Origin of the sequence: Microbispora sp. ZYX-F-249 (genome assembly GCF_039649665.1) — a bacterium.
GTDB lineage: Bacteria > Actinomycetota > Actinomycetes > Streptosporangiales > Streptosporangiaceae > Microbispora > Microbispora maris.
Map to the genome: position 1 here is coordinate 1 of NZ_JBDJAW010000041.1, position 25,140 is coordinate 25,140.

At 72.3% G+C, this 25,140-nt stretch carries 19 protein-coding genes and 2 pseudogenes; 10 read left to right on the forward strand and 11 right to left on the reverse strand.

Translation table 11 applies throughout. The features are described from left to right. The first annotated feature begins 249 nt into the window (after nucleotides 1-249). The gene (locus AAH991_RS32905; protein WP_346229827.1) at nucleotides 250-1,338 is read left to right on the forward strand and encodes an AI-2E family transporter; all 1,089 of its coding nucleotides are present in this window, start codon (nucleotides 250-252) and stop codon (nucleotides 1,336-1,338) included. Between the two features lie 18 nt (nucleotides 1,339-1,356). Here the strand turns inward: AAH991_RS32905 and AAH991_RS32910 are convergent, their stop codons facing one another. Continuing rightward, nucleotides 1,357-2,508 carry a hypothetical protein gene (locus AAH991_RS32910; protein WP_346229828.1) on the reverse strand — a complete coding sequence of 384 codons (1,152 nt, stop codon included), beginning with the start codon at nucleotides 2,506-2,508 and terminating at the stop codon, nucleotides 1,357-1,359. Nucleotides 2,509-2,662: 154 nt separating this feature from the next. On the opposite strand from AAH991_RS32910, the gene AAH991_RS32915 reads away from it, so the two are divergent. Next, nucleotides 2,663-3,073 (forward strand): hypothetical protein, encoded by a 411-nt coding sequence (locus tag AAH991_RS32915; protein ID WP_346229829.1) that lies wholly within the window; start codon nucleotides 2,663-2,665, stop codon nucleotides 3,071-3,073. A 33-nt stretch (nucleotides 3,074-3,106) separates the two neighbouring features. Here the strand turns inward: AAH991_RS32915 and AAH991_RS32920 are convergent, their stop codons facing one another. From AAH991_RS32920 to AAH991_RS32940, 5 genes are all read right to left on the reverse strand, one after another. Continuing rightward, nucleotides 3,107-4,480 (reverse strand): hypothetical protein, encoded by a 1,374-nt coding sequence (locus AAH991_RS32920; protein ID WP_346229830.1) that lies wholly within the window; start codon nucleotides 4,478-4,480, stop codon nucleotides 3,107-3,109. A 461-nt stretch (nucleotides 4,481-4,941) separates the two neighbouring features. Next, nucleotides 4,942-6,420, reverse strand: coding sequence for a carbohydrate-binding protein (locus AAH991_RS32925; protein WP_346229831.1), 1,479 nt, complete (start codon nucleotides 6,418-6,420; stop codon nucleotides 4,942-4,944). A gap of 38 nt (nucleotides 6,421-6,458) precedes the next feature. Continuing rightward, complete coding sequence (locus AAH991_RS32930; RefSeq protein ID WP_346229832.1) at nucleotides 6,459-8,066, reverse strand: chitinase; 1,608 nt, start codon at nucleotides 8,064-8,066, stop codon at nucleotides 6,459-6,461. Between the two features lie 5 nt (nucleotides 8,067-8,071). After that, entirely contained in the window at nucleotides 8,072-9,406 is a 1,335-nt protein-coding gene (locus AAH991_RS32935) for a cellulose binding domain-containing protein (RefSeq protein WP_346229833.1), read from the reverse strand. A 601-nt stretch (nucleotides 9,407-10,007) separates the two neighbouring features. Further along, the gene (locus AAH991_RS32940; protein ID WP_346229834.1) at nucleotides 10,008-11,177 is read right to left on the reverse strand and encodes a glycoside hydrolase family 18 protein; all 1,170 of its coding nucleotides are present in this window, start codon (nucleotides 11,175-11,177) and stop codon (nucleotides 10,008-10,010) included. A 287-nt stretch (nucleotides 11,178-11,464) separates the two neighbouring features. Between AAH991_RS32940 and AAH991_RS32945 the strand changes: the two genes are divergently transcribed. The 4 genes and pseudogenes from AAH991_RS32945 to AAH991_RS32955 form a co-directional block, all read left to right on the forward strand. After that, complete coding sequence (locus tag AAH991_RS32945; protein ID WP_346229835.1) at nucleotides 11,465-12,406, forward strand: ATP-binding cassette domain-containing protein; 942 nt, start codon at nucleotides 11,465-11,467, stop codon at nucleotides 12,404-12,406. Next, nucleotides 12,403-13,248 (forward strand): ABC transporter permease, encoded by an 846-nt coding sequence (locus AAH991_RS32950; RefSeq protein WP_346229836.1) that lies wholly within the window; start codon nucleotides 12,403-12,405, stop codon nucleotides 13,246-13,248. The genes AAH991_RS32945 and AAH991_RS32950 overlap by 4 nt, the downstream gene beginning before the upstream one ends. 113 nt (nucleotides 13,249-13,361) lie before the next feature. Then, nucleotides 13,362-13,886, forward strand: a pseudogene (locus AAH991_RS40565) (CocE/NonD family hydrolase); the annotation flags it as partial. A 35-nt stretch (nucleotides 13,887-13,921) separates the two neighbouring features. Then, nucleotides 13,922-14,920 (forward strand): annotated as a pseudogene (locus AAH991_RS32955) (CocE/NonD family hydrolase); the annotation flags it as partial. Here the strand turns inward: AAH991_RS32955 and AAH991_RS32960 are convergent. The 3 genes from AAH991_RS32960 to AAH991_RS32970 all read right to left on the reverse strand — a co-directional run bounded on the left by AAH991_RS32960 (nucleotide 14,854) and on the right by AAH991_RS32970 (nucleotide 20,342). Further along, nucleotides 14,854-18,258 carry an AfsR/SARP family transcriptional regulator gene (locus AAH991_RS32960; protein WP_346229837.1) on the reverse strand — a complete coding sequence of 1,135 codons (3,405 nt, stop codon included), beginning with the start codon at nucleotides 18,256-18,258 and terminating at the stop codon, nucleotides 14,854-14,856. The pseudogene AAH991_RS32955 and the gene AAH991_RS32960 overlap by 67 nt on opposite strands. Before the next feature lie 84 nt (nucleotides 18,259-18,342). Next, nucleotides 18,343-18,942, reverse strand: coding sequence for a hypothetical protein (locus AAH991_RS32965; RefSeq protein ID WP_346229838.1), 600 nt, complete (start codon nucleotides 18,940-18,942; stop codon nucleotides 18,343-18,345). After that, on the reverse strand, nucleotides 18,939-20,342 hold the full coding sequence (locus tag AAH991_RS32970; RefSeq protein WP_346229839.1) for a selenium-binding protein SBP56-related protein: 1,404 nt from the start codon (nucleotides 20,340-20,342) through the stop codon (nucleotides 18,939-18,941). The genes AAH991_RS32965 and AAH991_RS32970 overlap by 4 nt, the downstream gene beginning before the upstream one ends. Nucleotides 20,343-20,463: 121 nt before the next feature. On the opposite strand from AAH991_RS32970, the gene leuE reads away from it, so the two are divergent. After that, on the forward strand, nucleotides 20,464-21,150 hold the full coding sequence (gene leuE / locus AAH991_RS32975; protein ID WP_346229840.1) for a leucine efflux protein LeuE: 687 nt from the start codon (nucleotides 20,464-20,466) through the stop codon (nucleotides 21,148-21,150). Nucleotides 21,151-21,157: 7 nt separating this feature from the next. On the opposite strand, the gene AAH991_RS32980 is transcribed toward leuE, so the two are convergent. After that, nucleotides 21,158-22,003 carry an LLM class F420-dependent oxidoreductase gene (locus tag AAH991_RS32980; protein WP_346229841.1) on the reverse strand — a complete coding sequence of 282 codons (846 nt, stop codon included), beginning with the start codon at nucleotides 22,001-22,003 and terminating at the stop codon, nucleotides 21,158-21,160. Between the two features lie 287 nt (nucleotides 22,004-22,290). On the opposite strand from AAH991_RS32980, the gene AAH991_RS32985 reads away from it, so the two are divergent. Continuing rightward, complete coding sequence (locus tag AAH991_RS32985; protein WP_169981897.1) at nucleotides 22,291-22,932, forward strand: VC0807 family protein; 642 nt, start codon at nucleotides 22,291-22,293, stop codon at nucleotides 22,930-22,932. Here AAH991_RS32985 and AAH991_RS32990 read toward each other — a convergent pair. After that, nucleotides 22,929-23,390 (reverse strand): nuclear transport factor 2 family protein, encoded by a 462-nt coding sequence (locus AAH991_RS32990; RefSeq protein WP_346229842.1) that lies wholly within the window; start codon nucleotides 23,388-23,390, stop codon nucleotides 22,929-22,931. The two genes, AAH991_RS32985 and AAH991_RS32990, sit on opposite strands and share 4 nt — an antisense overlap. Nucleotides 23,391-23,434: 44 nt before the next feature. On the opposite strand from AAH991_RS32990, the gene AAH991_RS32995 reads away from it, so the two are divergent. Both AAH991_RS32995 and AAH991_RS33000 read left to right on the forward strand, forming a co-directional pair. After that, nucleotides 23,435-24,160, forward strand: a complete 726-nt coding sequence (locus AAH991_RS32995; protein ID WP_346229843.1) for an SDR family oxidoreductase — start codon at nucleotides 23,435-23,437, stop codon at nucleotides 24,158-24,160. A 76-nt stretch (nucleotides 24,161-24,236) separates the two neighbouring features. Next, nucleotides 24,237-25,109, forward strand: a complete 873-nt coding sequence (locus tag AAH991_RS33000; RefSeq protein ID WP_346229844.1) for a phosphotriesterase family protein — start codon at nucleotides 24,237-24,239, stop codon at nucleotides 25,107-25,109. Nucleotides 25,110-25,140: the final 31 nt, after the last annotated feature.

The following is a 25,140-nucleotide window of genomic DNA, read 5'->3' on the forward strand; positions in this document are numbered from 1 at the left end:
ACCACAAGATTACCAGGGCCCGGCACTGCCATGACCCGGTTCGAGAACAACGCCCCCCATCGCGGGAGCTATTCCCGCAGGTCAACGACCAGATGGAAGTTCCGCGCCAGCGCGTACGCTCCAACGGCATCGACCTCGGGCTTCATTCCCGTCACGAGTCGCGCACGCGCTCAGGGGTAGAGGGCCGGACGTGCTAGGACTTGATCCACCTTGCGCGGCCTTGCCAAGAAGAAGGGGTAGGAACGGGACGTGATTCGACAGGGGTTCCCTCGTGCCCTGATCGTGCTGGCCGGCACCGCTGCCGCGGTGATCACTCTCGCCGGCGTCCAGGCGGTGGGCTCCATCGTCGGCCCGGTCGTCCTGGCTCTGACCCTCGTCATCGCCGTCTCCCCGGTGCGCGGGTGGCTGGCCCGGCGCAAAGCCCCGGTGTGGCTGCAGGTCGCCGTCCCCCTCGCCGTGGTGCTCCTGGTCCTGCTCGGCATGGTCGCGATCCTCAGTCTCGCCGCCGCGCAACTCGCCATCCTGGCTCCTACGTACGCGGACCAGTTCAACGCGATGGTGGCCGACCTCCAGCAGTGGGCGGCGGGCCTCGGCTACGGCAGCGAGCAGCTCAACAAGGCGCTTTCCTCGCTCGATCCCGGCAAGTTCATCGGCGTCGCCCAGAGCGTGCTGAGCAGCCTGCTTGGAGTGCTGTCGAGCCTGTTCCTGATCGTCGTGCTGCTGCTGGCCATGAGCCTCGACGCCCCCGTGTTCGCCCGGATCGTGGACGCCGCCTCGGCCGAACGGCCCGCGCTCGCCCGCGCGCTCAAGACCTTCACCTACAAGACCCGCCGCTACCTGATCGTCTCGACCGTCTTCGGCCTCATCTGCTCGGTCCTGGACATCACCGCGCTGTACGTGCTGGGCGTGCCGCTCCCGCTGCTGTGGGGAGTGCTCGCCCTCATCACGAACTACATCCCCAACATCGGCTTCATCCTGGGCCTCATCCCGCCGGCGCTCCTCGGACTGCTGGAGGGTGGGCCCAAGACCATGCTGCTGGTGATCGTGGCCTACATGGCGATCAACGTGGTGATCCAGTCGTTCATCCAGCCGAAGTTCCTGGGCGACGCGGTGGGGTTGTCGACCACGGTCACGTTCCTGTCCCTGATCGTCTGGGCATGGGTGCTCGGGCCGCTCGGCGCGCTGCTGGCGATCCCGCTGAGCCTGCTCGTGCGTGCCCTGCTCGTCGACAGCGATCCGAACGGCACCTGGGCCGCCGCGCTCATCTCCGGGCGGTTACCCGAACACGCTTCGGGGTCCGGCGCCGACCCACAGCCGGAGCAGTCCGAACCTCGGTGAGACGTTCGGCCGCTGTGATCAGCTTCGCAGCCGTTCGACGCCTATCACTCGTGCGGCCTCCGCCTCTGTGGCCGCACGGACCTCGACGAACCCGTTCTCGTTACGCAGGATCGTGACGATCCCGGTGAGCAGCGTCCTGCGGCCGACACGGTCGCGGGCGACGACCTCCCGGCCGACCGACAGGACATCGGCATGGTCGTTCTCGTCGGCGGCCCAGACCCAGGCACGGCCGCTGAAGCCGGCGTCGGGCCCGATCGGGACGGTGCGGACGCCGGTCTCCTCCAGTCGCAGCGTGGGCTCCCAGCCGGGGTTGAGTTCTCTTCCGATGCGCCGGTTCACCCGCAACCGCGTCACGTACCGCTCGAGCTCCGGCTGCGACCACGACCCGATGCCGGGGGGCGGGTTGCCGAGCATGTCCATACCCAGGTCGTTCAGTGCCTCGTCGAGACGCCGTCTCGATTCGCGCGTCTCCCGGAGCGTGGTGCGGCGGCCTTCACCGTCGTCGCCCGGCACGCCTACGAACGGGTGAGGCCGTCGGATCACGATCGGGACCGCGGCCGCGGATCGTGGCGATGACCGCAGCGCGGGCCACTCCTCCGGCCGCGGCGGGGTGGAACGAGGGTCGAGCGGAAGCACCTCACGCATCCTGTTCGCGGTCTGGCCGTCCGCCTCGGGCTCGGAGCGCAGGGCCGGGCCGACCGCGTCGGCCACCGGCCAGAACCGCAGCAACCACGCCTCCTCGACGGCCTCGGGCATGCTCTCGTCGCCGTCGGCCGGTTCCGTACGGACCGGTCCGGCATAGGCCCGCAGGCCGTAGGCGAAGAACGGCGGCCCCAGCAGCAGCCGCTGCCCCGACGGGGCGTTCATGAGGCCGCGCAGCTCGACGATGCCGCCCGGACTCAGAAACAGGACCTGCCCGGCCTCGGTCCAGGGCCGGCCGGGCAGGGGAGGCTCGGCGTCCCACGCCTCCATCCGTACGCGTGCCCGCCGTGCCCACGCCTGGCTGGTGACGCCGGCCTGGCCCAGTGCGACCCGGCCTGGCTCGGCCCACAGGGCGCCGGCCGCCGCTTCCGGTCCGGCGTGGGTGCCGAGGCCGGATGCGTCCACGAGGTCGAAACGGCCGTGGGAGATCGGCACCTCGTCCTCGACGGCTCGGATCACTTCGGCCATTCCGGTCCTCCAGCGGCGATCGACGCGTGCGAGTGGAGACGCTAGCGGCCATGAGGGACATTTCCGGTGAACGCCTGCCTGGGGGGCCGTCGGACCGTCCTCGACACGGGACGGTTCGCGGGTGCCGCGGAGCGCTCCGGCTTAGGGTCTGAGCATGCGGCGATGGGACAACGACGAGCGGTTCACCGGGATCGCGGACGCCTCGGCGATGGAGCCGCAGGTCTCCGCCCTGCTTGACGCGATGGCACGGGACGGATGGGTGACGGAGCAACCCGAGGCGCACCTGCTCCCCCACCTGCGCCGGGCGTGCGGGCCGGAGTGGCTGCTGACCGGCGAACGCCTGCTCGACGACGGCGTTTACGAGGTGACGGTGTCACTGGCCGGCGACAGAGAGGGCGTCCACGTGCACCGTGACGTGATACGGCTGCTGTCGGCGATCGCCGAGAGCGTCTTCTTCGTACGGCAGGCCGCGCCGGGCGTGTTCGAGTGCGTCACCGGAGTGCTCGACGGGGACCCGCCCGGGTTCGCGAGCCACGGTCACATGGTCCGCCTCATCGTGACCTGATCGGCCCCTTCCAGCGGTGGAAGGGGCGCGGGCTCAGGTGGCGGGAATGCTCTCCTTCTCCTCCGTGCTAGGCGCCGGTGCGGTCTCCGTGTGCCTGCGCCGCCACGGGATGGCCGCGATCAGCAGCGGGAACAGCACCAGCGAGCTGATCGCCCAGGGCGCGTGCAGCTCGCCCCACTTGGGCCCGTGGAACTGCGTGAGCACGATGTATCCGATCGCCGCCCACAGCGAACTGCCGAGGATCGCGGGCCAGGCCCAGCGGGTGGGCCGGGCGACCAGGAACGGCATGAACCACAGCAGGTACTGCGCGCCGAGACGCGGTGTGAAGACCATGAAGGACAGCAGGATGGCGATCGTGACGTCGACCGGGTCGGCCCTGCGCCACCAGATCAGGCACGCGACGATCGCGGCGTAGATCATGTACTGGCCGATCCTCGCCGGGGTCGGGTCGAGGTTCCAGTTGCCGCCGCTGACCAGGGCGGTCCAGCCCCAGTCGCCCGTGATCGGGCGTACGTCGCTGGGGCGCAGCCCGATGGTGTTGAGGACCTCGGGCAGCTGCCGCCATTCGGTCCAGCCGCCGATCGGGAGCGTCAGCAGGAAGAACACCGGCGAGACGCCGACGGCTACCAGCGAGACGAGGCGGCTGCGCAGCCCCGGCAGGAGCATGAGCAGGGCCGGCACGAGGATCACCGGCCAGCTCTTCGCACAGAGCGCGAGCCCCATGAGCAGGCCCGCCCAGACGGCCCGGCCCGTCGCCGCGCGGTCCTCCTCCGACGGGTGCACGATGCGCCGCACGATCTCGCCCGGCGGGATCCAGGGCAGCGGCAGGTCGCGGTTCGCGAGCCGCACACTGGCCCACGGCAGCGGCACGGGCCGCCGCCAGTCGCCGGGGCCGCGCGCCACGACGTACGCCGCGACGCCGAAGACCAGGGAGACCGGCTCGACCTGGCCGTGCACGGAGGCGACGAGGATCGCGAGGGGGTTGCAGGCGTACTGGAAGGCGCGCAGCTTCTCGCTCCGTCCCCCGGCCAGCTTGCCGACCAGCGGGATCAGCACGATGTCGGCGACGACGGTGACGATGCGGCCGGCGTACTCCCAAGGGATGCCGATCCACAGCAGCAGGCCGTACATGTACGGGATCGTCGGGAGGAAGTGCCATCCGCCGTTGCTCTCGAGCACCGGATCGCGGTGGTCCAGGATCGCCACACCGGCGGGCTGGAAGCTGTTGACGTAGTCGACCGGCTGCCACTGGGTGTCCCGGGCCGACAAGATCATGATCAGCACGCGTACGGCGATGCCGAGCGTGAGCGTGACGGCCAGGGAGGGCCGCCAGCCCTTCCATTGGGCGACGAGCGCGAGCGCGACGCCGGCGACGAGGACGATGCTGGTGGGGATCGCGTATTCCATGACGGTGCCAAGACTGCCTGACGAACGGCACCACAGGCGACTCGATCCCGGATTCGGTGACCACGCCGTCGCGATCCGTCACGATTCGAGGTATTGTGACCACGGAGCGTTACATCCAGGAGACTTCGATGAAAATTCGCCTGTGGATCACCCTTGCCGTGGCCATGATCGTTGGAATGCTGATCGGCCTGCTCGCCCCGACGCATGGAGGCGACCGGTCCGACGGTTAGGGGGGTCGTCCCCGCCGGACCGGCCGCCTGCTCGTGGGCGCCCGGCTCGAAGCGGCGCGCGTTCACGCCCGCGGCCGGGACGCGGTCCGTCATGCGGTGCGTCGCAGGGGCCTCATACAGCGCGTCACCCGGTGCGTTCGCGCCCGCGCCGCGGATGCCGTGCGGCGACGGCGAGGAATCCGGTCCGGCGGGCCGTGCCCGGATCCCTCTTCACCGTCGGTGCGACGCGGGTCAGAAGCCCGCGGTGACCCGGGTGAAGTCCCAGTCGTTCTGCGCGATGCCGCTGCAGTTCGACACCACGCCACCGCCCGGGCAGCCGCGGTCGCGGTTGACCGACCAGAAGGCGAGCCGGCCCAGGCCCTTCGACTTGGCCCAGTCACGGATCTGCGTCCAGGTGGACAGCGATGTCAACTCCTGCTGGTCGGACAGGCCGTTCATGCCCGAGATGCCCATGTGCGCGTACGCCTGGGCGTCGCTCCAGCCCCAGGCCGCCTTGAGCGCGTTCTTCAGGCCCTCGGACGCGTTGACCGTGTTCTGGTACATGTTCGCGCCGCCGCCGAAGTCGAACGGCATGATCGTGTAGTTGTCGATGTTGACGCCGAGCGCCTTCGACTGGTTGATCAGGCGCGTGCCCCACCAGCTCGGGCCGGTCGTGCTGGTGCCGAAGGTGACGACGACCTTGACGTTCGGGTTGTTCTGCTTGACGATCTTCAGTCCGCCGAGGATGCGGTCCTGGACGGCCTCGTTCTCGAACTCGTCGCTGTTCTCGATGTCGAAGTCGACCGCGGCCGGGTTGTAGGCGTTGATGACCTGCTGGACGGCCGAGGCGAAGGCGGACGAGCTGGAGCAGTTGGGGCCGAGCTTGTTGCCGGACCAGCCGCCGAAGGAGATCTGGACGTTGCCGCCCGCGGCCTTGATCTGCGAGATCGCGGTGGCGTCAGGGCTGCCGGACAGCGGGCGGGAGCCGTCCCACGCCGGGGTGCAGCCGCCGCCGGAGAGCATGAAGGCCATCGTGAACTGCTTGACCCCGGTGGCGTTCATGACCGTGGCCGGGTTCGGCGGGTTGCCCCAGCCCTCGTACAGGTACGGCGCGCCGGGGAGCTTCCCGCCGCTCTGGGGGCAGCCCGTGGTCGTGCCGGTCACCGCACCGCTCGCCGCGGACTCGCCGTTCGAGTTGTACGCCTTGACCGTGTACGTGTGGGTGGTGCAGGTGCCGAGGCCGGAGATCGTGGCGCTGGTGCCGCCGACCGTGGCCTTGACCGAGGTGCCCTCGTAGACCCGGTAGCCGGTCACGGTGCCGCTCGACGCACCCCAGGACAGCGAGATCGACGCGTTCGTGGTGCCGGTGACCGACGGGTTGCCCGGCTTGCCGGGCGCACCCGCGGGCTGTGTCGGCGACGGGCTCGGCGACGGGTCGCCGCCACCGCTGACCTGCTTCCACAGCGCCGGGACGATCGGCGGCTCCCAGCCGGTCAGCGACGTGTGCGCCTGGATGCACTCGTAGTCGGCGCCGTTGTAGGTCACCCGGGCGCCGACGGCGTACCAGGTGTTCGGGGCCCAGGCCGGGTAGGCCAGCATGACCACGCTGTTCGGGGCCGCCGAGGCGGACGCGGCCGTTCCCGCGACCAGTCCGGCGACGGCCAGGAGGAGGGAGGCCAGCAGGGCGACCAGCGCCCTGGTGTGCCGGCCCGTACCGAAGCGAAGCTGCATTCTTCCTCGCAATGGTGGTTGGGGGGTGGGTGGGGGGATCAATCCAGGGCGTCGAGAAACGCCCTGTGGGAGCGGGAGAATTCGGAGCCCGTGTACCTGTCCCAGTTGACGGACCAGGCCATGAGGCCGCGCAGGCCGGGGAAGACGCCGTGCGGCCGGTAGGAGCCGCAGCCCGTCCCCTTCGCCAGGCAGCCGAAGGCGCTGCGCACCTCGGCCGTCGTGGTGTAGCCGTTGCCGGCGTACGGCGCGGCGGGCAGGCCGATCGCGACCTGGTCGGGACGCAGCGGCGGGAAGGTCGCGCCCCCGGCCACGGGGAAGCCGGTGAGCAGCATGTCGGTCATGGCGACGTGGAAGTCGGCCACGCCCATCGTGTGGTACTGGTTGTCGAGACCCATGATCGGCCCGGAGTTGTAGTCCTGGACGTGCAGCAGCGTGAGGTCGTCACGCAACGCGTGGATCACGGGCAGGTACGCCCCGGAGCGGGCGTCGGCCGTGCCGCTGCGGCCCGGGCCGTAGAACTGGTAGCCGAGCTGGACGAAGAACGTCTCGGGGGCCATGGTGAGCGTGAACTTCGCGCCATACCTGGCCTTGAGCGACCGGATCGCGGAGATGAGGTTCACGACCACCGGTGTCGTCGGGTTGCGGAAGTCGGTGTCGCCGGGGTTCAGCGACAGCGAGTGGCCCTCGAAGTCGATGTCCAGGCCGTCCAGGCCGTACCTGTCGATGATCGCGGCGACCGACCGGACGAACGTGTCCCGGGCGGCGGTGGTGGTGAGCTGGACGATCCCGTTCTGGCCGCCGATGGAGATCAGCACCTTCTTGCCGGCCGCCTGTTTCGCGCGGATGGCCGCGGCGAACTCGGCGTCGCTCTCGACGTTCGGGCACTCGGCGGCCGGGCAGCGGGTGAACCGGATGTCGCCGGAGGTCGGCGAGGTCGGCTCGCCGAAGGCCAGGTCGATGATGTCCCACGCGTCGGGGACGTCGGCCATCCGGACGTAACCGGAGCCGTTGGCGAACGAGGCGTGCAGGTAGCCCGCCATGAGCCGCTTCCCGCCCGGCGGCGGGGGCGTGGGCGAGACGGACGGCGAGGGCGACGGGGACGGGCTCGCCGAGGGCGACGCCGACGGAGACGGGGACGGGGAGGGAGACGGCGAGGCCGGGGCGCCGGGACCGTCGAGGACGACGTCGTCGGCGTAGTAGGCGCCCTGGCCGTACCAGCCGTTGACGTAGATCGTCACACTCGTGGTGGACGACCCCGTCGTGAACGACGTGGACAGTTGCGACCAGGACGCTCCCGGCGACGCCCACGTCTGGGCGTTCACGCCGGCGCCGGTCGCGCCCAAGAACACGTAGTTCCCCCGCACCCACGCCGACAGCGCGTACGTCGTGGACGGCTTGACCGTGATCGTCTGCTCGCACCGGGCGTAGTCACTGCCGGCCGGGGTCGCGGACAGGGCCCTCGACCCGCCGTGGACCGGGCTCGGCACCGCCTGCGCCGTGGATGCGCACGTCCAGCCCGACAGGCCCGACTCGAACCCCGGATTGGCGGCGATGTTCGCGGCACGGGCCGGTCCGGTGAACGCCGGCGTGAGCAGGCCGGCGAAGGCGACGGACGCCGCCGCGCCGAGGCCGATGAGCTTCTTCATGTGCGTCATCCCGTGTACGAAGCGAAGATCTTGGAGAACTCGTAGGGCGACTGGGGGACGTTGGTGCAGGCGTAGAGCGCGCCGGTGCAGGCGTTGCGGTCGCGGGTCGTCTCCCAGAAGGCCAGCAGGCCGAGGTGCCTGTCCTTGGCGAAGGCGACGAGCTGACGGGCGTCGTCCTGGTTGTAGATCCGGCCGTCGTCGTTTCGGCCGAGCATCGGCGTTACCCCGACCATCCGCCACACCTGCGCGTCGGACAGGCTGGGATACAGGCTCTTGAGCTGGCCGAAGGTGCTGCCGGCCGCCTGGACCGCCGCGTCGCCGTAGTCGACGGACTGGTAGTAGTCCATGGCCATGACGTTGACGGTGTCGAGCCTGACCCCGGCGTCGCGGGCGGACCGCACCACGTTGAGGCCGTCGGCGGTCAGGCCGTTCGGCAGGACGGGCAGGGTGAGGGAGATCTTCAGGTCGGGGTGGGCCTGCTGCAGCCGGGCGAGCGCCTGGGATCGGCGGGCGATGGACGCGGGCTCGGCCGCCGCCGATCCCTCGATGTCGAGGTCGATGTATTTCAGGTCATAGGCGGTGACGACGGCGTCGTACTCGGTGACCAGCGCGTTCACGTCCGTGCACGCCTGGGCGAGCTCGATGCCGGTCGCGCCGCCGAAGGACACCTTGACGTCCCCGCCGCCGGCCCTGATGGCGTCGATCTGGTCCTTCGCCCATTTCTGCCGCGGGTCGTACGCGTTGAACCACATGGCCTTGCAGCCCGACGCGGTGACGAACGCGAGAGTGAAGCTCTTCAGGCCGGACGCCGCGGCCATCGCGGGCAGGCTCGGGGTCGGCCAGGCGCCCATGTCCACGTACGGCGCGGTGCGCAGGGCGCCGGGCGCGGGCGGCGGCGGGCTGGGAGAGGTGCTGGGGGACGCGCTCGGTGACGGGGACGGCGAGGTCGAGACGCCGTCGCACGGGCCGCCGTTCAGCCGGCAGTTCACCGGTTTGCCGGGCCCGCTGTTCACCCAGCCGAACGTCGCCGAGGCACCGGGGGCCAAGACGCCGTTGTACTCGCGGTTCCTGAACGTGTAGTGGTCGCCGGAACGCGTCATCAGCGCGTCCCAGTAGGACCCGGCCGTCGAGCCGGCGGGGAGGTCGAACTCGACCGTCCAGCCGGAGAGCGCGGAGGTCCCCGTGTTGGTGACGGTGTAGCGGCCCTGGTAACCGGAGCCCCAGTCGGAGTCGGCGGAGAAGACGGCCTTGACCGTCGCGGCCTCGGCGGGCAGCGCGACGAGAGCGAGCGCGACTGCGGCCATCGCGGCGAGCGCCCGCCAGACGTGCTTGATCTGCATGGACACAACCTCTGTCGGGGGGTGAACGGGGAGGTCATGGAATCCGTACGGCCGGCGCCTGACGGAGGCGGCCGATCAGAACGGCACCGGCCGTACGGCACTCAAGGGCGTCTGGTGACGGGACGCGGAGGGGAAGAGGCTAGAGGTGAGGAAGGGCCATCGTCGGCTCCCGGGTCGTTCTTTTAGGAAAGTTTCCTAAGAGTTGTACGGATCGTAGCTTCGCGGTCGCGGGTTCACAAGACCCAATTCGACAGCGTTCCTAACGAACCTTGTCATCGCTGGTCGGCGCGCGATGACGTGTTATGCGCGCGTTAAGGGTCGACTGGCTGTCCGTTAAGGCGGTTATGTCCCTGCGGCACGCTCACCAGCGGTTTCACCGCACTCGGCGCCGCGCGGCGGGAGGCGGGGCGCGGGCGCGAGGGTCCCGGCGGGACGGGCGCCGGCGGCCAAGCGCGGCCAGCGCGGGAGTGGAGCCGGGGCCGCGCGGGCCAATGGCGCGGGTTACGGGCCGAGGCTGGATAGTCACGGCAGCACAAGCCGAGGCGGTGCGGGCCGGGCCGCACGCCCGGGCAGCGGAGTGGGCAGCGCGGGCGGTGCCGGATCAGCGCAGGACGGCCCCCTCACGGACGGCGTGCCGGCCGTCCCTCTGCACGTTGACGAAGTCGACGAGGCCGACCAGCCTCTCCAGTTCGAACCCGGCGTCAATGCGGTCCGGGTCGGCGGGGAGGTAGACCGTGAGCAGATAGTGGCGGCCCGTGGCCGCGCCGAGCGCGTCGAGTTGCGCGCGGAACTCGGTCAGCAGGGCCGTCAGGTTCCGCCTGTCGTCGACGCTGCTGTGGTTGCCCAGGTGCCCCTTGCCGCCGGGCCACTCCCAGTCGACGTCGATGCCGTCGAAGACGCCGGCCGCGCTGCCCGGCCCGCCCCTGCCGCCGGCCCCCGGCAGGTCGCCCCTGATGTACGCGTCGAGACACGACTTGACGAACCTCTGCCGGCCGGCGGCGGTCCGCGCGACGTCGGAGAAGTACTTGGAATACGTCCAGCCGCCGATCGAGATCAGCGTCTTCAGGCCGGGGTGGCGGGCCTTCAGCTTCTTCAGCTGGTTGAAGTTCCCGGCGAGCGGGGCGTCGGGGGGATCGGCCACGCCGTCCAGCGACTCGGCGGCCGTGAAGCCACGCTGGTAGTCGGCCCAGGCGTCCCCCGCGCCGTCGCCCTGGTCGGGGTCGTTCGGGTCGGGTGCCAGCGGCCGGGTGACCCCGGTGAGACAGGTCAGCGATGCGGGGTCGATGTTCGCGAACGCGTAGAGGACGTGGGTCAGCCTGCCCGCCAGCCCGCCGGTCTCGAGGTCGCGCACGGTGGACGTCGCGCCGTACGCGCCGCGCTGCGCGACGTACCCGACCCTGATGCGGCCCGGCGAGGGGGACGGCGACGGCGTGACGGTCACCGTGACCGTCACCTCCGGCACGGGAACGGCGTTCTGCACCGTCACGGCGTGCGCGGTCGCGGCATGCGCGGTGCCCGCTTGCGCCATTCCTGCTTGTGCGGTTGCGGCTTGTGCCGTTGCGGCTTGTGCGGCGCCTGCTTGCGCGGGGGCGACCGCTGCCCGCGCCGGCGCGGGGGCGGCCCGCGGTGCCACGACCCGTGACCTGGCCTGGCTGACGGCCGTCGTGCCGGTCTCGGTGGCGCGGGCCGGGCCGTACCAGGCGACGAACAACGAGGACAGCAGGGCGCTCAGGACCACGACGGTGAAGGCGCCACGCGTGATCGCTCCCATGGTGGGCTCCGAACAGTGACGAGCCTCCGCGACGAGGCACGGAGGCGGAAAGAGGAATGCCGCGGGAGCGTAGTGACGTCACCGCCGGACCGACAAGCAGCGGAGTCTTAAGCCGGGATTATGCGTGGCTCATGTCGCAGGTGGGCGCGTTCCATCGGCACCACCTGCGCATACCCATGGTGCCGCCCTTCTCTGCAAGTTTCACCCCTCGCCCTCGTTCACCGGCTGCCAGCGTCGTGCCAGTCCCGTGCCAGTCCCGTGCCAGCGCGGGCGGCGAACGTCGGAGCATGACGTACGCGATTGAGGCCCACGGTCTCGTGAAGAGATACGGCGGCAAGGCCGCGCTGGCGGGGGTCGACCTCGCCGCGCCGCCGGGCACGGTGCTCGGCGTGCTCGGCCCGAACGGCGCGGGCAAGACCACCGCGGTCCGGATCCTCGCCACGCTCGTCTCCCCCGACGCGGGGCGGGCGGCCGTCGGCGGGCACGACGTGGTGAAGGCCCCGGCGGAGGTGCGGAGGCTGATCGGGCTGACCGGCCAGTACGCGTCGGTGGACGAGAAGCTGACCGGGCGGCAGAACCTGGTGATGACCGGGCGGCTTCTCGGCATGAGCCGGGCCGCGGCCCGGGGCAGAGCGGCGGCGCTGCTCGGGGAGTTCGGGCTGGAGGACGCCGCCGACCGGGCCGCGGGGTCGTACTCGGGCGGCATGCGGCGACGGCTCGACCTGGCCGTCAGCCTGGTCGGACGGCCGTCGATCGTCTTCATGGACGAGCCGACGACCGGCCTCGACCCACGCGCCAGGGCGGACCTGTGGCGCATCGTGCGCGAGCAGGTGGCGGGCGGGGCGACCGTGCTGCTCACGACGCAGTACCTGGAGGAGGCCGACCAGCTCGCCGACGACATCGTGCTCATCGACCACGGCGAGGTGGCCGCGAGGGGAACGCCGGGCGAGCTGAAGGCCAGGGCGGGCGACCGGCGGCTGGAGGTACGGCCCGAGCGCGACGCGGAGAAGGCGGAGTCGATCCTCGCCGAGGTCACCGGGCTGGCCCCGCATCGCGGGGAGAACGGGCTGCTCAGCGTGCCGCTGCGGGACCCGGCGGTGACCCTGGCCGTGTTCCGGCGGCTGGAGGAGGCCGGCGTCCCTCTCGCCGAGCACGCCGTCCGCAGGCCCACGCTCGACGAGGCGTTCCTCGCCATCACAGACACCACGACCTCGGGGAGGACGCGATGACCGTCGCACCCGCCGGGACACCGGCACCACCGGCCGACCGCGTCCACGGGGACGCGATGACCGCCGTACCGTCCACGAGCGGGCGCCGGGGCGCGCTCGCGCAGGGCATGACGCTCGCGTGGCGGAGCCTGGTGCCGCTCGGGAACCAGCCCGGCCGGCTCGTCCAGTTCCTGCTTCAGCCGATCTTCATGGTCCTGGTGTTCGTCCTGATGTTCGGGGCCATGTCCGGCGACCCCGGGCACGCCGCGCGCTATCTGATGCCCGGCGTGCTCACCCAGGTGTCCCTGATGTCGACGATCACCACGGGCATGAACCTCGCCGAGGACATCGGCAACGGCGTGTTCGACCGGTTCCGGGCCATGCCGATCGCCCGCTCGGCCCCGCTGGTCGGCCGGGTCGCCGCCGACGCGCTGACGACGACGGTGACCATCGTGGTGGCCCTGATCGCCGGGATCGCCGCCGGGTTCCGGATCACGGCTCCACCCGCGGAGGCGCTGGCCGGCCTCGTCCTCCTGCTGCTGTTCACGCTGGCGCTGAGCTGGGTGTCGGCCTGGCTCGGGCTCAAAGCCAGGTCCGTCGCCTCGATGCAGGGCATGGCGACCGCCGTGCTGCTGCCGCTGACGTTCGGCAGCAGCGCGTTCATCCCCCCGGCCAACCTGCCGGGCGTGCTGCGCTGGTGGTCGTCGGTCAACCCGGTCTCGCACCTGGCCGACGCCGTCCGCGCCCTGCTCACCGGCGCTCCCGTGGGTGCCCACGCCTGGGTCACGCTGGCCTGGGCCGCCGCCGTGACCGTGTGCTTCGTCCCGCTCGCCGTACGCGCCTACACCCGGAGGATTCGATGAACGCCCAGGACGGCAGCCCCGCGAGCCCCGTCCCGGCCGTGCCCGTCCCCATCCCCGTCCCCGTACCCGGCTGGGCCCGCGACCTCCCGCCCGGCCGGGACGTGTGGACGCCCATGCGTGACGGCGTACGGCTGGCCGCGACCGTCTGGCTGCCCGAGCCCCGGGGGCGGCATCCCGTCCTGCTGGCCAGGACCCCCTACGGCAGGGCGCCCTACGGCCCGGGCCTGCGGCTCGACGTCGCCCGGCTGCTGTCGGCGGGGTACGCGGTGATGGTGCAGGACGTGCGCGGCACCGGCGAGTCCGAGGGCGACCTGCGGTTCCTCACCGGGGAGGCCGCCGACGGGCACGACACGGTGGCCTGGGCCGCGCGCCGGCCGTGGTGCGACGGGCAAGTCGGCATGTTCGGCGACTCCTACCTCGGGATCGCCCAGCTCCTCGCCGCGAGCGAACGGCCGTACGGGCTGCGGGCCGTCGCGCCCTCCGTCTGCCCCGCCGGGCTGCACGACGTGGTGTACGCCGGCGGCGTCCTCAGGCTGGGTGTCGTCCTCCCGGTCCTGACGACCGTTCTCGGGCCCCTGCAAAGGGCACGCGACGCACGGCGTGAACCGGGAGCAGACGCGGCCGCCCCGGCGGCCCGGCTCGACGAGATGCTCCGGCGCCTTCCCGTCGACGACCAGCCGGAGATCGCCGGTCTCTTCCCTTCTACGCCGACTGGCTCGCGCACCCCGACCCGTCCGACGAGCTGTGGCGGGACGCCGGCCTGGAGGCGCGCTGCGCCACCATCGAGGTGCCGGCGCTGCTGTCCACCGGGTGGTACGACTACTTCCGCGACAGCACCATCCGCACCTACCGGGCGCTCCGCGACAGGGCCCGCCTCGTCGTCGGCCCGTGGTCGCACGCCCTTCGCGAGCGGACGCCGGCGGGGCGCGACCATGGCGAGCGGGCGAGCGCGGAGGCCGTCGACTGGACGGGCCTCCACCTCGACTGGTTCGGCCACTGGATGCGCGGCACTCGGCCGACGGACGACGCGAGGGTCCGGGTGTTCGTCACCGGCGCCCGCGAGTGGCGGGCGATGGCCGGCTGGCCTCCGGAGAGCGAGGCCGTCCGCTACCACCTGGGCGACGGCGGAACGCTCGGGCCGGAGGCGACGCGGTGCGCCTCCTTCCTGTCCGACCCCGATGATCCCGTCCCGACCATGGGCGGCGACTTGCTGGAGTTCCTCCCGCCGGGGCCGGGGCCGGTGGACCAGCGGCCCCTCGCCGGGCGGGCCGACGTGCTGCGCCACACGACCGGGCCGCTGCCGTCGCCGCTGGAGGTCATGGGGGCGGCCGAACTGGTGGTGACCGCCGAGTCCGACGCGGCGTGCTTCACGGTCACCGGCAAGCTCGTGGACGTGTGCCCGGACGGCCGGGAGGAGATCCTCGTGGACGGCGTCGCCGGGGTCGCGGGCGGCGGCGGGCGGCCGGAAGAGGTCCGGCTCCTCCTCGGCGATCTCGCCCACGTCTTCGGGGCGGGACACCGGGTGCGGGTGGAGGTCGCGGGGTCGAACTTCCCCAAGTACGCCCGGCATCCCGGCCCGGCGCGGATCACGATCGGCGCGCCGTCCTACCTGCTGCTGCCGGTGGCAGGAAGGCCGAGGTCCTCGCGCGACGCCGTACGGCCGCGCTCGTAGGCGGCGTCGAAGGCCGGGCCCGCCGCCTCGCGCGCCGCCGTCAGCGCCTCGGCGGCCTCGGCGTCCGCCCGCCAGCCCCGGTGCGCGGCGTCGGCCGCGCCGAAGAGCACCGCCGCACGCTGCGCGTCCTCCCCGGTGAGGGCGATCACGGCCAGCCCGGCCAGCACGCTCGCGAGGACCGGCGGGTCGGGGGCGGCGCCGAGGGCTTCCAGCGCCTCGTGATGACGCGCCAGCGCGCTGTCGAGGTCGCCCCCGGCCAGCAGCGTCCTGCCGTACTCGGCGTACGCCGACGCGAGCAACTGCGGGATGGTGAGGTGTTCCCGCAGCAGGGCCAGGGCCTTCTCGTACGCCGCGGCCGCGTCGTCGAGATCGCCCATGCTCCGCGCCAGCTTCGCCTCGCCCATGCTCACCTGCGCGAGCGCGTACGGCGAGACCGTGCCGGACACGTGCGAGCGGGCGGCCGCGACGTCCGCCGCCGCGCCCGCGATGTCGCCCGCCCGCAGCCGCAGCTCCGCCATGCGGGTCAGCGTGGAGATCGTGTCGTCCGCGCTGACCCATCCTTCGGTGAGCCCGGCGAGTTCGTCGATCAGGCCGGCGGTCGGGGCGCCCCGGCCGGCGCGGAGGGTGGCGAGGGTGAGCAGGGCCTCGCTGAGCCCCCAGCGCTCCCCCAGCGCCCGGAATGCGCGCACCGCCTCCTCGACGTCCCGTTCGCCGTCGCCCGGCAGGCCGAGCGAGCCGCCTCTGATCATCAGCGCCGAGCCGGCCAGCCAGGGATCGTCCGAGCCGGCGTACGCGTCGAGCAGCGCGGCCGCCTCCTCCCTGCGCCCGGCCATCGCCGTCACGACCGCCCGCAGGATCAGAAGCATCGGATGCACCGGCCCCTCGCGCCGGGCCGCCTCGACGAGGTCGCCGAACTCGCGGCGGATCTCCTCCAGCCGGGCGGGCTCCAGCCAGATCGTGCCGAGCCGGGTGACCGTGACCGCGAACCGGCACCCGGCGTAGGCGCGCACCAGCCCGGCCGGCGGCTCGGGGACGAGGCCGAGGACCTGCCCGGCCCAGGCGGCCGCGTGCGCGCGATGGCCGCGCAGCCACCAGTACCAGCTCAGCGCGCCGCACAGGCGCAGCGCTGTCTCCGCCTCGCGGGCGTCGACGGCCCAGCGCAGGGCGGCGTTCAGGTTGTCCTGCTCGGCCGTGAGCCTGGCCATCCACTCCAGCTGCCCGGCTCCGCGCAGGCGCGGCTCGGCCTCCTCCGCGAGCCGCAGGAAGTGCGCCGCGTGCCCGCGCCGGTAGCGGCCGAGCTCGCCCGTGTCCGTCAGCCGCCGCAACGCGTACGCGCGGATCGTCTCCAGCATCCGGAACCGGCCGTCGCCCGTCGTCTCCAGCAGGGACTTGTCGACCAGGGACGGCAGCACCGCCACCACGTCGAGCCCGTCGCCCCCGCATACCGGCTCCGCGTCGTCCAGCGTGACGCCGCCGGCGAAGACCGCGAGCCGTTCCGCCAGCGTCCTCTCCTCGGGCGTGAGCAGGTCCCAGCTCCACTCGACGACCGCGCTCAGCGTCCGGTGCCGCGGCAGGGCCGTACGGCTCCCGCCCGTCAGCAGGCGGAACCGGTCGTCGAGCCGGGCCGCGAGCCGCTCCGGGCCGAGCGCCCTGATGCGCGCCGCGGCCAGTTCGATGGCCAGCGGCATCCCGTCGAGGCGGCGGCAGATAGTGACGACGTGCGGAGTCGTGTGCTCGTCGAGGGCGAAGCCGGGGCTCACCGCGCGGGCGCGGTCCACCAGGAGGCGTACGGCGGGGTGCCGGCCCGCCTCGTCGGGGGTGACGCCCTCCGGGGGCAGGCCGAGGGGCGGGATTGGGGCGAGCGTCTCCCCCGGCACGCCGAGCGGCTCGCGGCTGGTCGCCAGCACGCGCACACCCGGGCAGCGGCGCAGCACGAGCTCGGCCAGGCCCGCCGCGGCGTCGATCACGTGCTCGCAGTTGTCGAGGACGAGCAGCAGTTCGCGCCCGGAGAGGGAGGCGGCGAGGCGTTCCGCCGGGTCCTGCGGGTCGCGCCGCCAGTCTCCGTCCACGCGGGGTTCGGCGTCGGCGCCCAGCGCTTCGAGCACGGCCCGCACGACGTCCGCGGGATCCGTCAGGGGAGCCAGCTCGGCCAGCCACGCGCCCTCGCCCCACCCGTTCCCGCCCCACCCGCTCTCGCCCCACGCGTTCCCGCCGTACCCGTCCGCCTCGGAGCCGCCCACCCCGGCGGCGCCACTCCCGGCGGTGCTTTCTCCGGCTGCCCGGTTCCCGGCGGCGCCGTTCCCGGCGGCGCGCAGGGCGGTCTCGACAGCCAGGCGCGTCTTGCCCGCTCCCCCCGGCCCGACGACCGTGACCAGCCGGGAGTCGCGCAGCAGGGCCGAAAGGCGGGCGACCTCCTCCTCGCGGCCCACGAACGTCGTCGGCGGCGCCCACACTCTGCCCCCGCGCCGGCCCGTGCCGCTGACGGTGCCGCTGGGGTTGTCCCTTCCGGCGTCCCCGCCGGTGTCGCCCACGCCGCCGGCGACGGCATCGGCGGCGCCGTGCGAGCGACGTGCGTGCGGGGCGGGGCCCGCGGCGGGCGCCGCCGTGACTCGCCCGCGTAGCACGTCGAGGTGGGCGGCCCGCAGCTCCGGGCCCGGATCGACGCCGAGTTCGTCCGAGAGCGCCCGCCGGACCCGCTCGAACAGGGCCAGCGCCGCCGCCTGCCTGCCCGAGCGCGCGAGCGCGCGCATCGCCAGCGCGGACAGCCGCTCCCGCAGCGGGTGGGCGGCCACCTCTGCCGACAGGTCCACCTCACGGCCCGCCGCGAGATACGCGGCGGCACGGGCCTCGACCACGGCCAGCCGCCGCTCCTCCAACCGGGTGGCCGCGGCCGCCAGATACGGCGTCCCGTGCAGACCGGCCAGTGCGGGGCCGCGCCACAACGCCAGCGCCTCGTCCAGCTCCCCGCACACGACGTCGGCGTCCGCCGCGTCGTCCGGCACCGTCCCCGTCGCGTACGGCAGGGTCAGCCGCATGAACTCGTGGGCGTCGACCCGCGCCGGGTCGACGTCGAGCACGTATCCTCCGTCGCGCCACACGACCGCACCGGGCCGCCCCAGCGCGGCGCGCAGGCGTTTCACCAGTGTCTGCAGGGCGTTCGCGGCGTTGACCGGCGGGTCGTCCGCCCACAGCGCGTCCACGAGCCGGTCGGCCCGGACGAGACCGCCGGGCCGCAGGGCCAGCACGGCCAGCAGCGCGCGCACCCGCGCCCCCGCGACGGCGGCCGGAGCCCCGTCGTCACCGAGGACCTCGAGCGCGCCGAGGAGACGAACCCGCACGGCGGTCCATCCTGCCAGCCGCCGGCGCGCGGGCGCGGGGCGGCCGCGCACCGTCCCACCCCCCGGCCGCCCGGGACGGCCGCCTCAGACTGCGCCGACCAGGGTGATGACGCCCGCCCCCACCAGGGCGAACGCCCACATCCTGTCGAGGTTGAACCAGGCCCGCCGCAGGACGGCGACGCCGAGGAACTCGTACACCACGACGGCGACGACGGTGGCCGTGAGGAACATCGCGAGCGTGTGCACACCGGCGACGAGCATGCCGCCCGACAGGGCGTGCCCGTGGTGGCCGGCCGGCATGCGGGTCAGCACGGGCAGCAGCATCAGGCCCGCGCCGTGCACCGACGACATCAGGAACGACCAGGCGGCCAGTTGCGGCAGCGACAGCCGCATGCCCACCCAGCGGAAGTGCCGCCGGGCGAGCAGGTGCCACAGGCCGAACCCGACGAGCACGACGCCGGCCCCGATCGCGAGGGCCGTGGCCGTCACCAGCGACCCGGTCGCCGACACGACGGCCACCACGAGGGCCACCGACACGAGGTGGCCCAGCGCGATGACCGGCAGGGACTGCAGCAGCAGGTCGCGGCTGCGCTCCTGCAGTCCCCGGGCGACGGCGAACAGCCAGCCCATCGCGGGATTGATCCCGTGAAAGGCGCCGAGCAGGATGACGGCGGTCAGGGTCACGGGTAGCAGTAGGAGTCGGAGGACGCGTCGCCGCCCTGGAGCCGGGTCTGGTGCGGGCGCAGGCCGCGGAAGTCGTCGCCGTGCGGGAAGAACCGCTCGTCGAGCGTGAACGACTCGGTGTCGATCTTCGCCATCCAGGCGCCGACGCCGTCGGGATAGAACTGGTCGTCCCAGGCCCCGTACAGCGAGTTGGTGACGTAGACCCGGCGGCCGTCGCGGCTCACCTCGACCATCTGCGGGCCGCCGGCGAGCCGCTCGTCCGGCGCGGCCGGATGCGCCTGGCGCCGCACGATGCCGCCGAGGCGGACCGAGCCGAGCTCGACCGGCTTGAACGGGTCGGACACGTCGTACTGCTTGAGCTCGCCGGTGCCCCAGCACGACACGTACAGGCGCTGGTCGTCGACCGACAGGTCGATGTCGGTGACCAGCGGCGGCACCGCGCCGAACGGCTTGAGCACGTCGGGCAGGTCGTCCGGCGAGGCCGGTTCGGCCGGGATGGTGATCACCTTCTCCGCCGCCCAGCGGGAGCCGTCCCCGTGCCTGACATCTCTGTGCCACACCCACACGGAGGCCGACAGGTCCTCGACGCTGGTCACGACGCCGACGAAGCCGTACGTCTTGGTCGGGTCGTGCGCGGGACGCAGCTCCAGCGTCATCTGGTGCTGGTCGCCGAGGTCCACCTCCTGGACGTGCCTGCGCTTGCGCAGGTCCCAGAAGTGGATCTTGTGGCCGTACTTGCGGCCGAGCAGCAGCTCGCCCACCACCCCGTCCTCGACCATGGACGGCGTGCCCCACTCGGAGGTGACCAGGACGTCGTGGTTGATGTGCCACCAGAAGTCGTACGCGAGGTACTGCGGGCCGCGGTCGACCTCCCACCGGCCCAGGACCTCGAAGGAGTTGTGGTCGAGGATGGCGATGCCGCCGGGCCCGTCGTCGCCGTACCCGCCGAGCGCGCTGACGTACAGGCCCTCGGGGCCGCAGTGGACGGTGTGCGGGCGCGAGTAGCCGGCCCGCTTGCCCAGCTCCTCGGGCTCGATGACCTTCACGAGCTCCGGGCTGACCCGGTCCTTGGTGTCGTACACGTAGATCCGCGAGGACCGCAGGCCGGGCACGATCAGGTAGCGCCGCTCGACGTGCGGGTGCGGCGCGTAGGGGCACAGCGCGCTGCTGCAGGCGTTCCAGCCGAAGTGGTGCAGCTCGTCCCCCGTGTGCGGCAGGTCGGTCCAGCCGACCACGGTCCCGTACGCCGGGGACGCGGGATCGGTGTCGAGGACGGCGAGCGCGTCGGGCCGCTGGGCCGACCGGTCGAAGGCGGCCACGTAGGCCAGCTTCTCCGGCGGCGCCTCGGCGGCGTCGCGGGGCGAGGGGTAGAAGGTCGGATCGGGCTTCCACAGCGTCATGGACTCAAGGATTGTCCCTTATTACCCATAGGGTCAATAGGAATCTCCGGTCTCATACCCTGCCGTGACCACAGACCGTGAAGAGCTATACCCTGACTTATCACGCTTTACGGAGGCAGGGTTGTTCTTCGGAATCACCAACATCTGGACGTACGTCGTCGGTTCGTTTCTGATCATCCTGCTCCCGGGGCCGAACTCGCTGTTCGTGCTGTCCACCGCCGCCCAGCGCGGCGTGCGGCAGGGTTACCGCGCGGCGGCCGGGGTCTTCGCCGGCGACTCGGTCCTCATGTTCCTGTCGGCCGCCGGGGTCGCGTCGCTGCTGAAGTCGACGCCCTTGCTGTTCTCGATCGTGAAGTACTCCGGCGCGGTCTATCTGGCGTGGATCGGCATCGGCATGCTGCGCGGGGCCTGGCGCTCCCTGCGGGCCTCCCGGGCAGGGGCCGCGGCCCAGGTCACCGAGGCGGCGCAGGCGGCGGAGGCCGTGGAGGCGGCGGTCCCGGCGGCGGGTGACCCGTTCCGTAAGGCGTTCACGATCAGCCTGCTCAACCCCAAGGCGATCCTGTTCTTCGTGGCGTTCTTCGTGCAGTTCGTGGACCCGTCGTACGGCGCGCCCGCGCTGTCCTTCCTGATCCTCGCGCTGATCGTGCAGGTCTTCAGCGTGACCTACCTGAGCACGCTCATCTTCGGCGGCACGTTCCTCGCGAGCCACTTCCGGCGGCGCCGCAAGCTGTCCGCCGGGCTCACCTCCGGAGTCGGCGCGCTCTTCCTCGGCTTCGGCGCCAAGCTGGCCACCGCGACGCTGAGCTGATCGACGCTCATTCTCCGCGCAGGTCGGCGAGAGCGCCCTCGAAGGCGTCCATCGCCCGCTGGACGCGGTCGTATCCCGCCGACGGCAGCCAGGCCATGACCCGGGACACCCCGGCCTTCTCGCATCGCTCCAGCGCGCCCGGGTCGGCGGGCGCGGACAGCATCAGGACCTCGACCCGCCTGCCCGCCTCCTCGGCCCGCCGGAACAACTCGGGAACGCGCTCGAGGATCCCCGGGCCGTAGTTGGGCAGCCACGCGTCCCCGTAGCCGAGCACCCGGTCGAAGACGCGTGGCCCGACGCCGCCCACCAAGATCGGCGGGTACGGCTTCTGCGCCGGTTTGGGCCATGACCAGACCGGGTCGAAGGACACGAAGTCACCGTGGAATTCGGCCTCGTCACGGGTCCAGATCTCCTGCATCGCCCGGACGCGTTCGCGCATGACGGCGAAGCGGCGGGCGGGGTCGACGCCGTGGTGGCGCAACTCCTCGCGGTTCCATCCGGCGCCGATGCCGAACTCGAACCGCCCACCGGTCAGGTTGTCCACGCTCGCGACCGTCTTCGCCAGGCCGATGGGCTCGTGCTCGGGCACCAGGCAGATGCCCGTCCCCACGCGCAGCCGGGTCGTCGCCGCGCCGGCGGCCATCGAGGCGACGAACGGGTCGTAGCTGTGCCAGTAGCGCCGGGGCAGGTCGCCACCCCATTCGTCCTTCGGCGTCTGACCGCCGGGCGGCACCGGGATGTGCGTGTGCTCGGTGAACAGCAGCGCCGTGTGGCCGCGCTGCTCGACGAGCCTGGCCAAGGCATCCGGACGAACCGCATCATCCGTTGCGAAGTAGCCGAAACCTGAGTCCATGCCGTCAAAGTAACCCGCGTCCTCCGCGCGCCGGGGAAAGCGCCCCGCGGCCGCCGGTAAAGCGCTGACCAGGGGTTTTCGCGAGCCTGCCGGACGGGCGGGGCCATGCCGTACCGTTATGACCCAGCGATCGGCCCCACGCATTCGGGCCCCGCGGGGCCGGCCGTCGGGTACCGTGAGCCACCGACAAAGAGCCTTCCCTCGGGCGTTTCCGCCCGCGATGTCCGGGTAGGCGCGTTGCCCAACTACAGCGTCGGTCTCCCCCTGCCGGCCCCGTTGGAGTTGCCATGAACCACACGCCCTTCGCACTGCCACGGCTCACCGCGCTGATCAAGCAGGCGGTGCCCCGGCTCCTCGAAGGCGTGGTGGCTCCCCTCGTGGTCTTCTACGCGGCTCTCGCGGTGCTCGGCCTGCGCGGCGCGCTCATGGCCGCGGTGTCGTGGGTCTACCTGGGCGTCCTGTGGCGGCTCGTCCGGCGTCAGCCCGTGCCGGGGACGATGATCATGGCGACCATCGCGATCACCTTCCGCACCGTCATCGGACTGTGGACCGGCAGCCCCGTCCTCTACTTCATCCAGCCGGAGCTCGGCACGATCTGCATCAGCATGGTGCTCCTGGCGTCGGTGCGGATGCGCCGCCCGCTGGTCCAGCGGCTCACGCTCGACTACATCCACCTGCCGTCGTTCGTGCTGCGGCACGAGCGCGTCCGGACCTTCTTCGCCCGGATCACCCTGCTGTGGGCGTTCGTGCTGCTGGTCAACTCGGCCATGAGCATCTGGCTGCTGCTGCACGAGTCGATCGGCGACTATCTGATCATCCGCACCGCCGCCGTCGCCGTGGTCACCGGCCTGGCCTTCCTCGGGTCGGTCTGGGCGTTCCGCCGGGTCCTGCGGCGCCTGCACACCGAGGCCCCGGCGATCACGGCTTAGCCCTCCAGCGTGTGGGTGCGCACCGCCTCGTCGCCGCGGGTGTGCCGGGCGTCGAACGCGAAGGCCGTCACCTTCCATCCCTCGGCCCGCCGTACCAGCCGGAGGCGGTAGACGCCCCACACCTCGAACATGCCACCGCCCAGCGCGGCGTCGAGCAGGTTGTAGGCGTAGCCCTTTGTGGTGACGTGCGCCTCGGCGCCGTCCACGGTCACGGCGAAGTTGCTCACGGTGTGGAAGCTCTGCTTGCGGGCGTGCAGGCCGGTCCGCCAGCCGTCCACGAGGGCCTCGGCGCTCATCCGGGCCGGCTCCCCGCCGTTGAGGCTGGTGAAGTCCACGTCCAGCTCGTCGTCGAACAGCTCCCGGCACACCGGCCAGTTCTTGGCGTCCACGGTGTCGAAGACGGCCGTGACGACGTCCACGATCTCGGCCCGGTCCACCAGTGCGGCGATCTCATCCATGCGCCCCATCCTGCCCCACGCGATCTGTGATAGGCACGCTTGTCATGGGTACCGCACTGGTCACGGGCGCCTCACGAGGTCTGGGCGCCGTCATCGCCGAACGGCTCGCCAAGGACGGCTGGCACGTCGCCGTCAACTACGCCAACGACACGGCCGGGGCCTCCGCCGTCGTCGACCGCATCGCCGCCGCCGGCGGATCGGCCGGCCTGGCCCGGTTCGACGTCACCGACGAGGAGTCCGTACGGGAGGGCGTGGCCGCGATCGGGCGCGTGGACGTGGTCGTCAACAACGCCACCGGCCCGCAGCCGCTGATGCCGGTGGAGAAGCAGACCTGGGAGGACCACCTCGGCCAGCTCCGCTTCTTCGTCAAGGCTCCGCTGCTGATCCTGCAAGCCGTGCTGCCCGGCATGCGCGAGGCCGGGGCCGGGCGGATCGTCAACGTGGGCAGCGAGGTCGCCGACCTCGGCAACGCGGAGTTCGGGCACTACGTCTCGGCCAAGGCCGCGATGCACGGGCTCACCCGGTCGTGGGCTCGCGAGCTGGGGCCGTACGGGATCACCGTGAACACCGTCGAGCCGGGCTGGATCCCGGTGGAGCGCCACGCGGACGTCCCCCCGGAGGACTACACCGACTACCTGCGCGACGTCCCGCTGGGGCACATGGGCACGCCGGTGGACATCGCCGAGACGGTGGCCTTCCTCGCCTCCCCCGGCGCCCGGTTCGTCACCGGTCAGCGGCTCGCCGTCAACGGCGGCAAGACGATGAGCTGACCCCGCCCACGCCGCCTAGGTAAAGAATCACGTGATTCAGGAGCGGTTTAGACAAAAAATCGGTTAATGTCCGTTCATGTCCGGCGCATATTTCCCTCGTATCCAGACCGTCACGGGCGCCGTCCCCGCCTCCGAGATCGACGGGCCGGTGCTCCCGTACGAGCATCTGCGCACCGACACCCGCTGGGGGATCGGCGTGGACTCCGATCCCCATCGGTGGCTGGACGAGGAGCGGTACGTGCTGGCCGAGGTCAAGCACCTCGGCAGGGAACAGGCGCTGGGCCTCGTGGTGGAGCACAGCTGCATCGGCATGGCGCGCGACCCCGCCGCGCTCGCCCGGATCTCGATGGCCTCGCGGGTGCCGATCGTGGCCGCCACCGGCTTCGCCGCGCAGCCGTTCGCCGGTGAGGCCATCACGCGGTACGGCGTGGAGGACCTGACCGCCGATCTGCTGCACGAGATCGGCGCCGGGCTGGACGGGACGGGCGCGCGGCCGGGGGTCATCATCACCGCCTCGTGGGACGAGACACCCACCCCCGCCGAGGAGCGGGCCGTCACGGCCGCCGCCCGCGCCTCGCTGCGCACCGACCTCCCGGTCGCGACGGGCGGGCTGGAACTGCTGGAGCTGCTGCTCTCGCAGAACGTTCCCGCCCGGCGTCTCGCCGCCCGCACCGGCGACCCGCTGGCCCAGCGCAAGATCGCCGAGACCGGCGCGTACGTGAGCGTGGACGACGCGGAGGGGGTCCTCACCCTCCTCGACGCCGGGCACGCCGAGCGCGTCCTGCTGAGCAGCGGCGTACGCCTGCGGGAGCACCTGTCCGGCTACGGCGGGCAGGGCTACGGGCGGCTGTTCTCCTCGGTCCTCCCGGCCCTGCGGGAGGCCGGCGTGGACGACGACACCCTGCGCCTGATCACGCACGGCAACCCCCTCCGCTGGCTCACCCCCTGACGACCCGGTGAAGCTCATCGAGCGGTGAAGC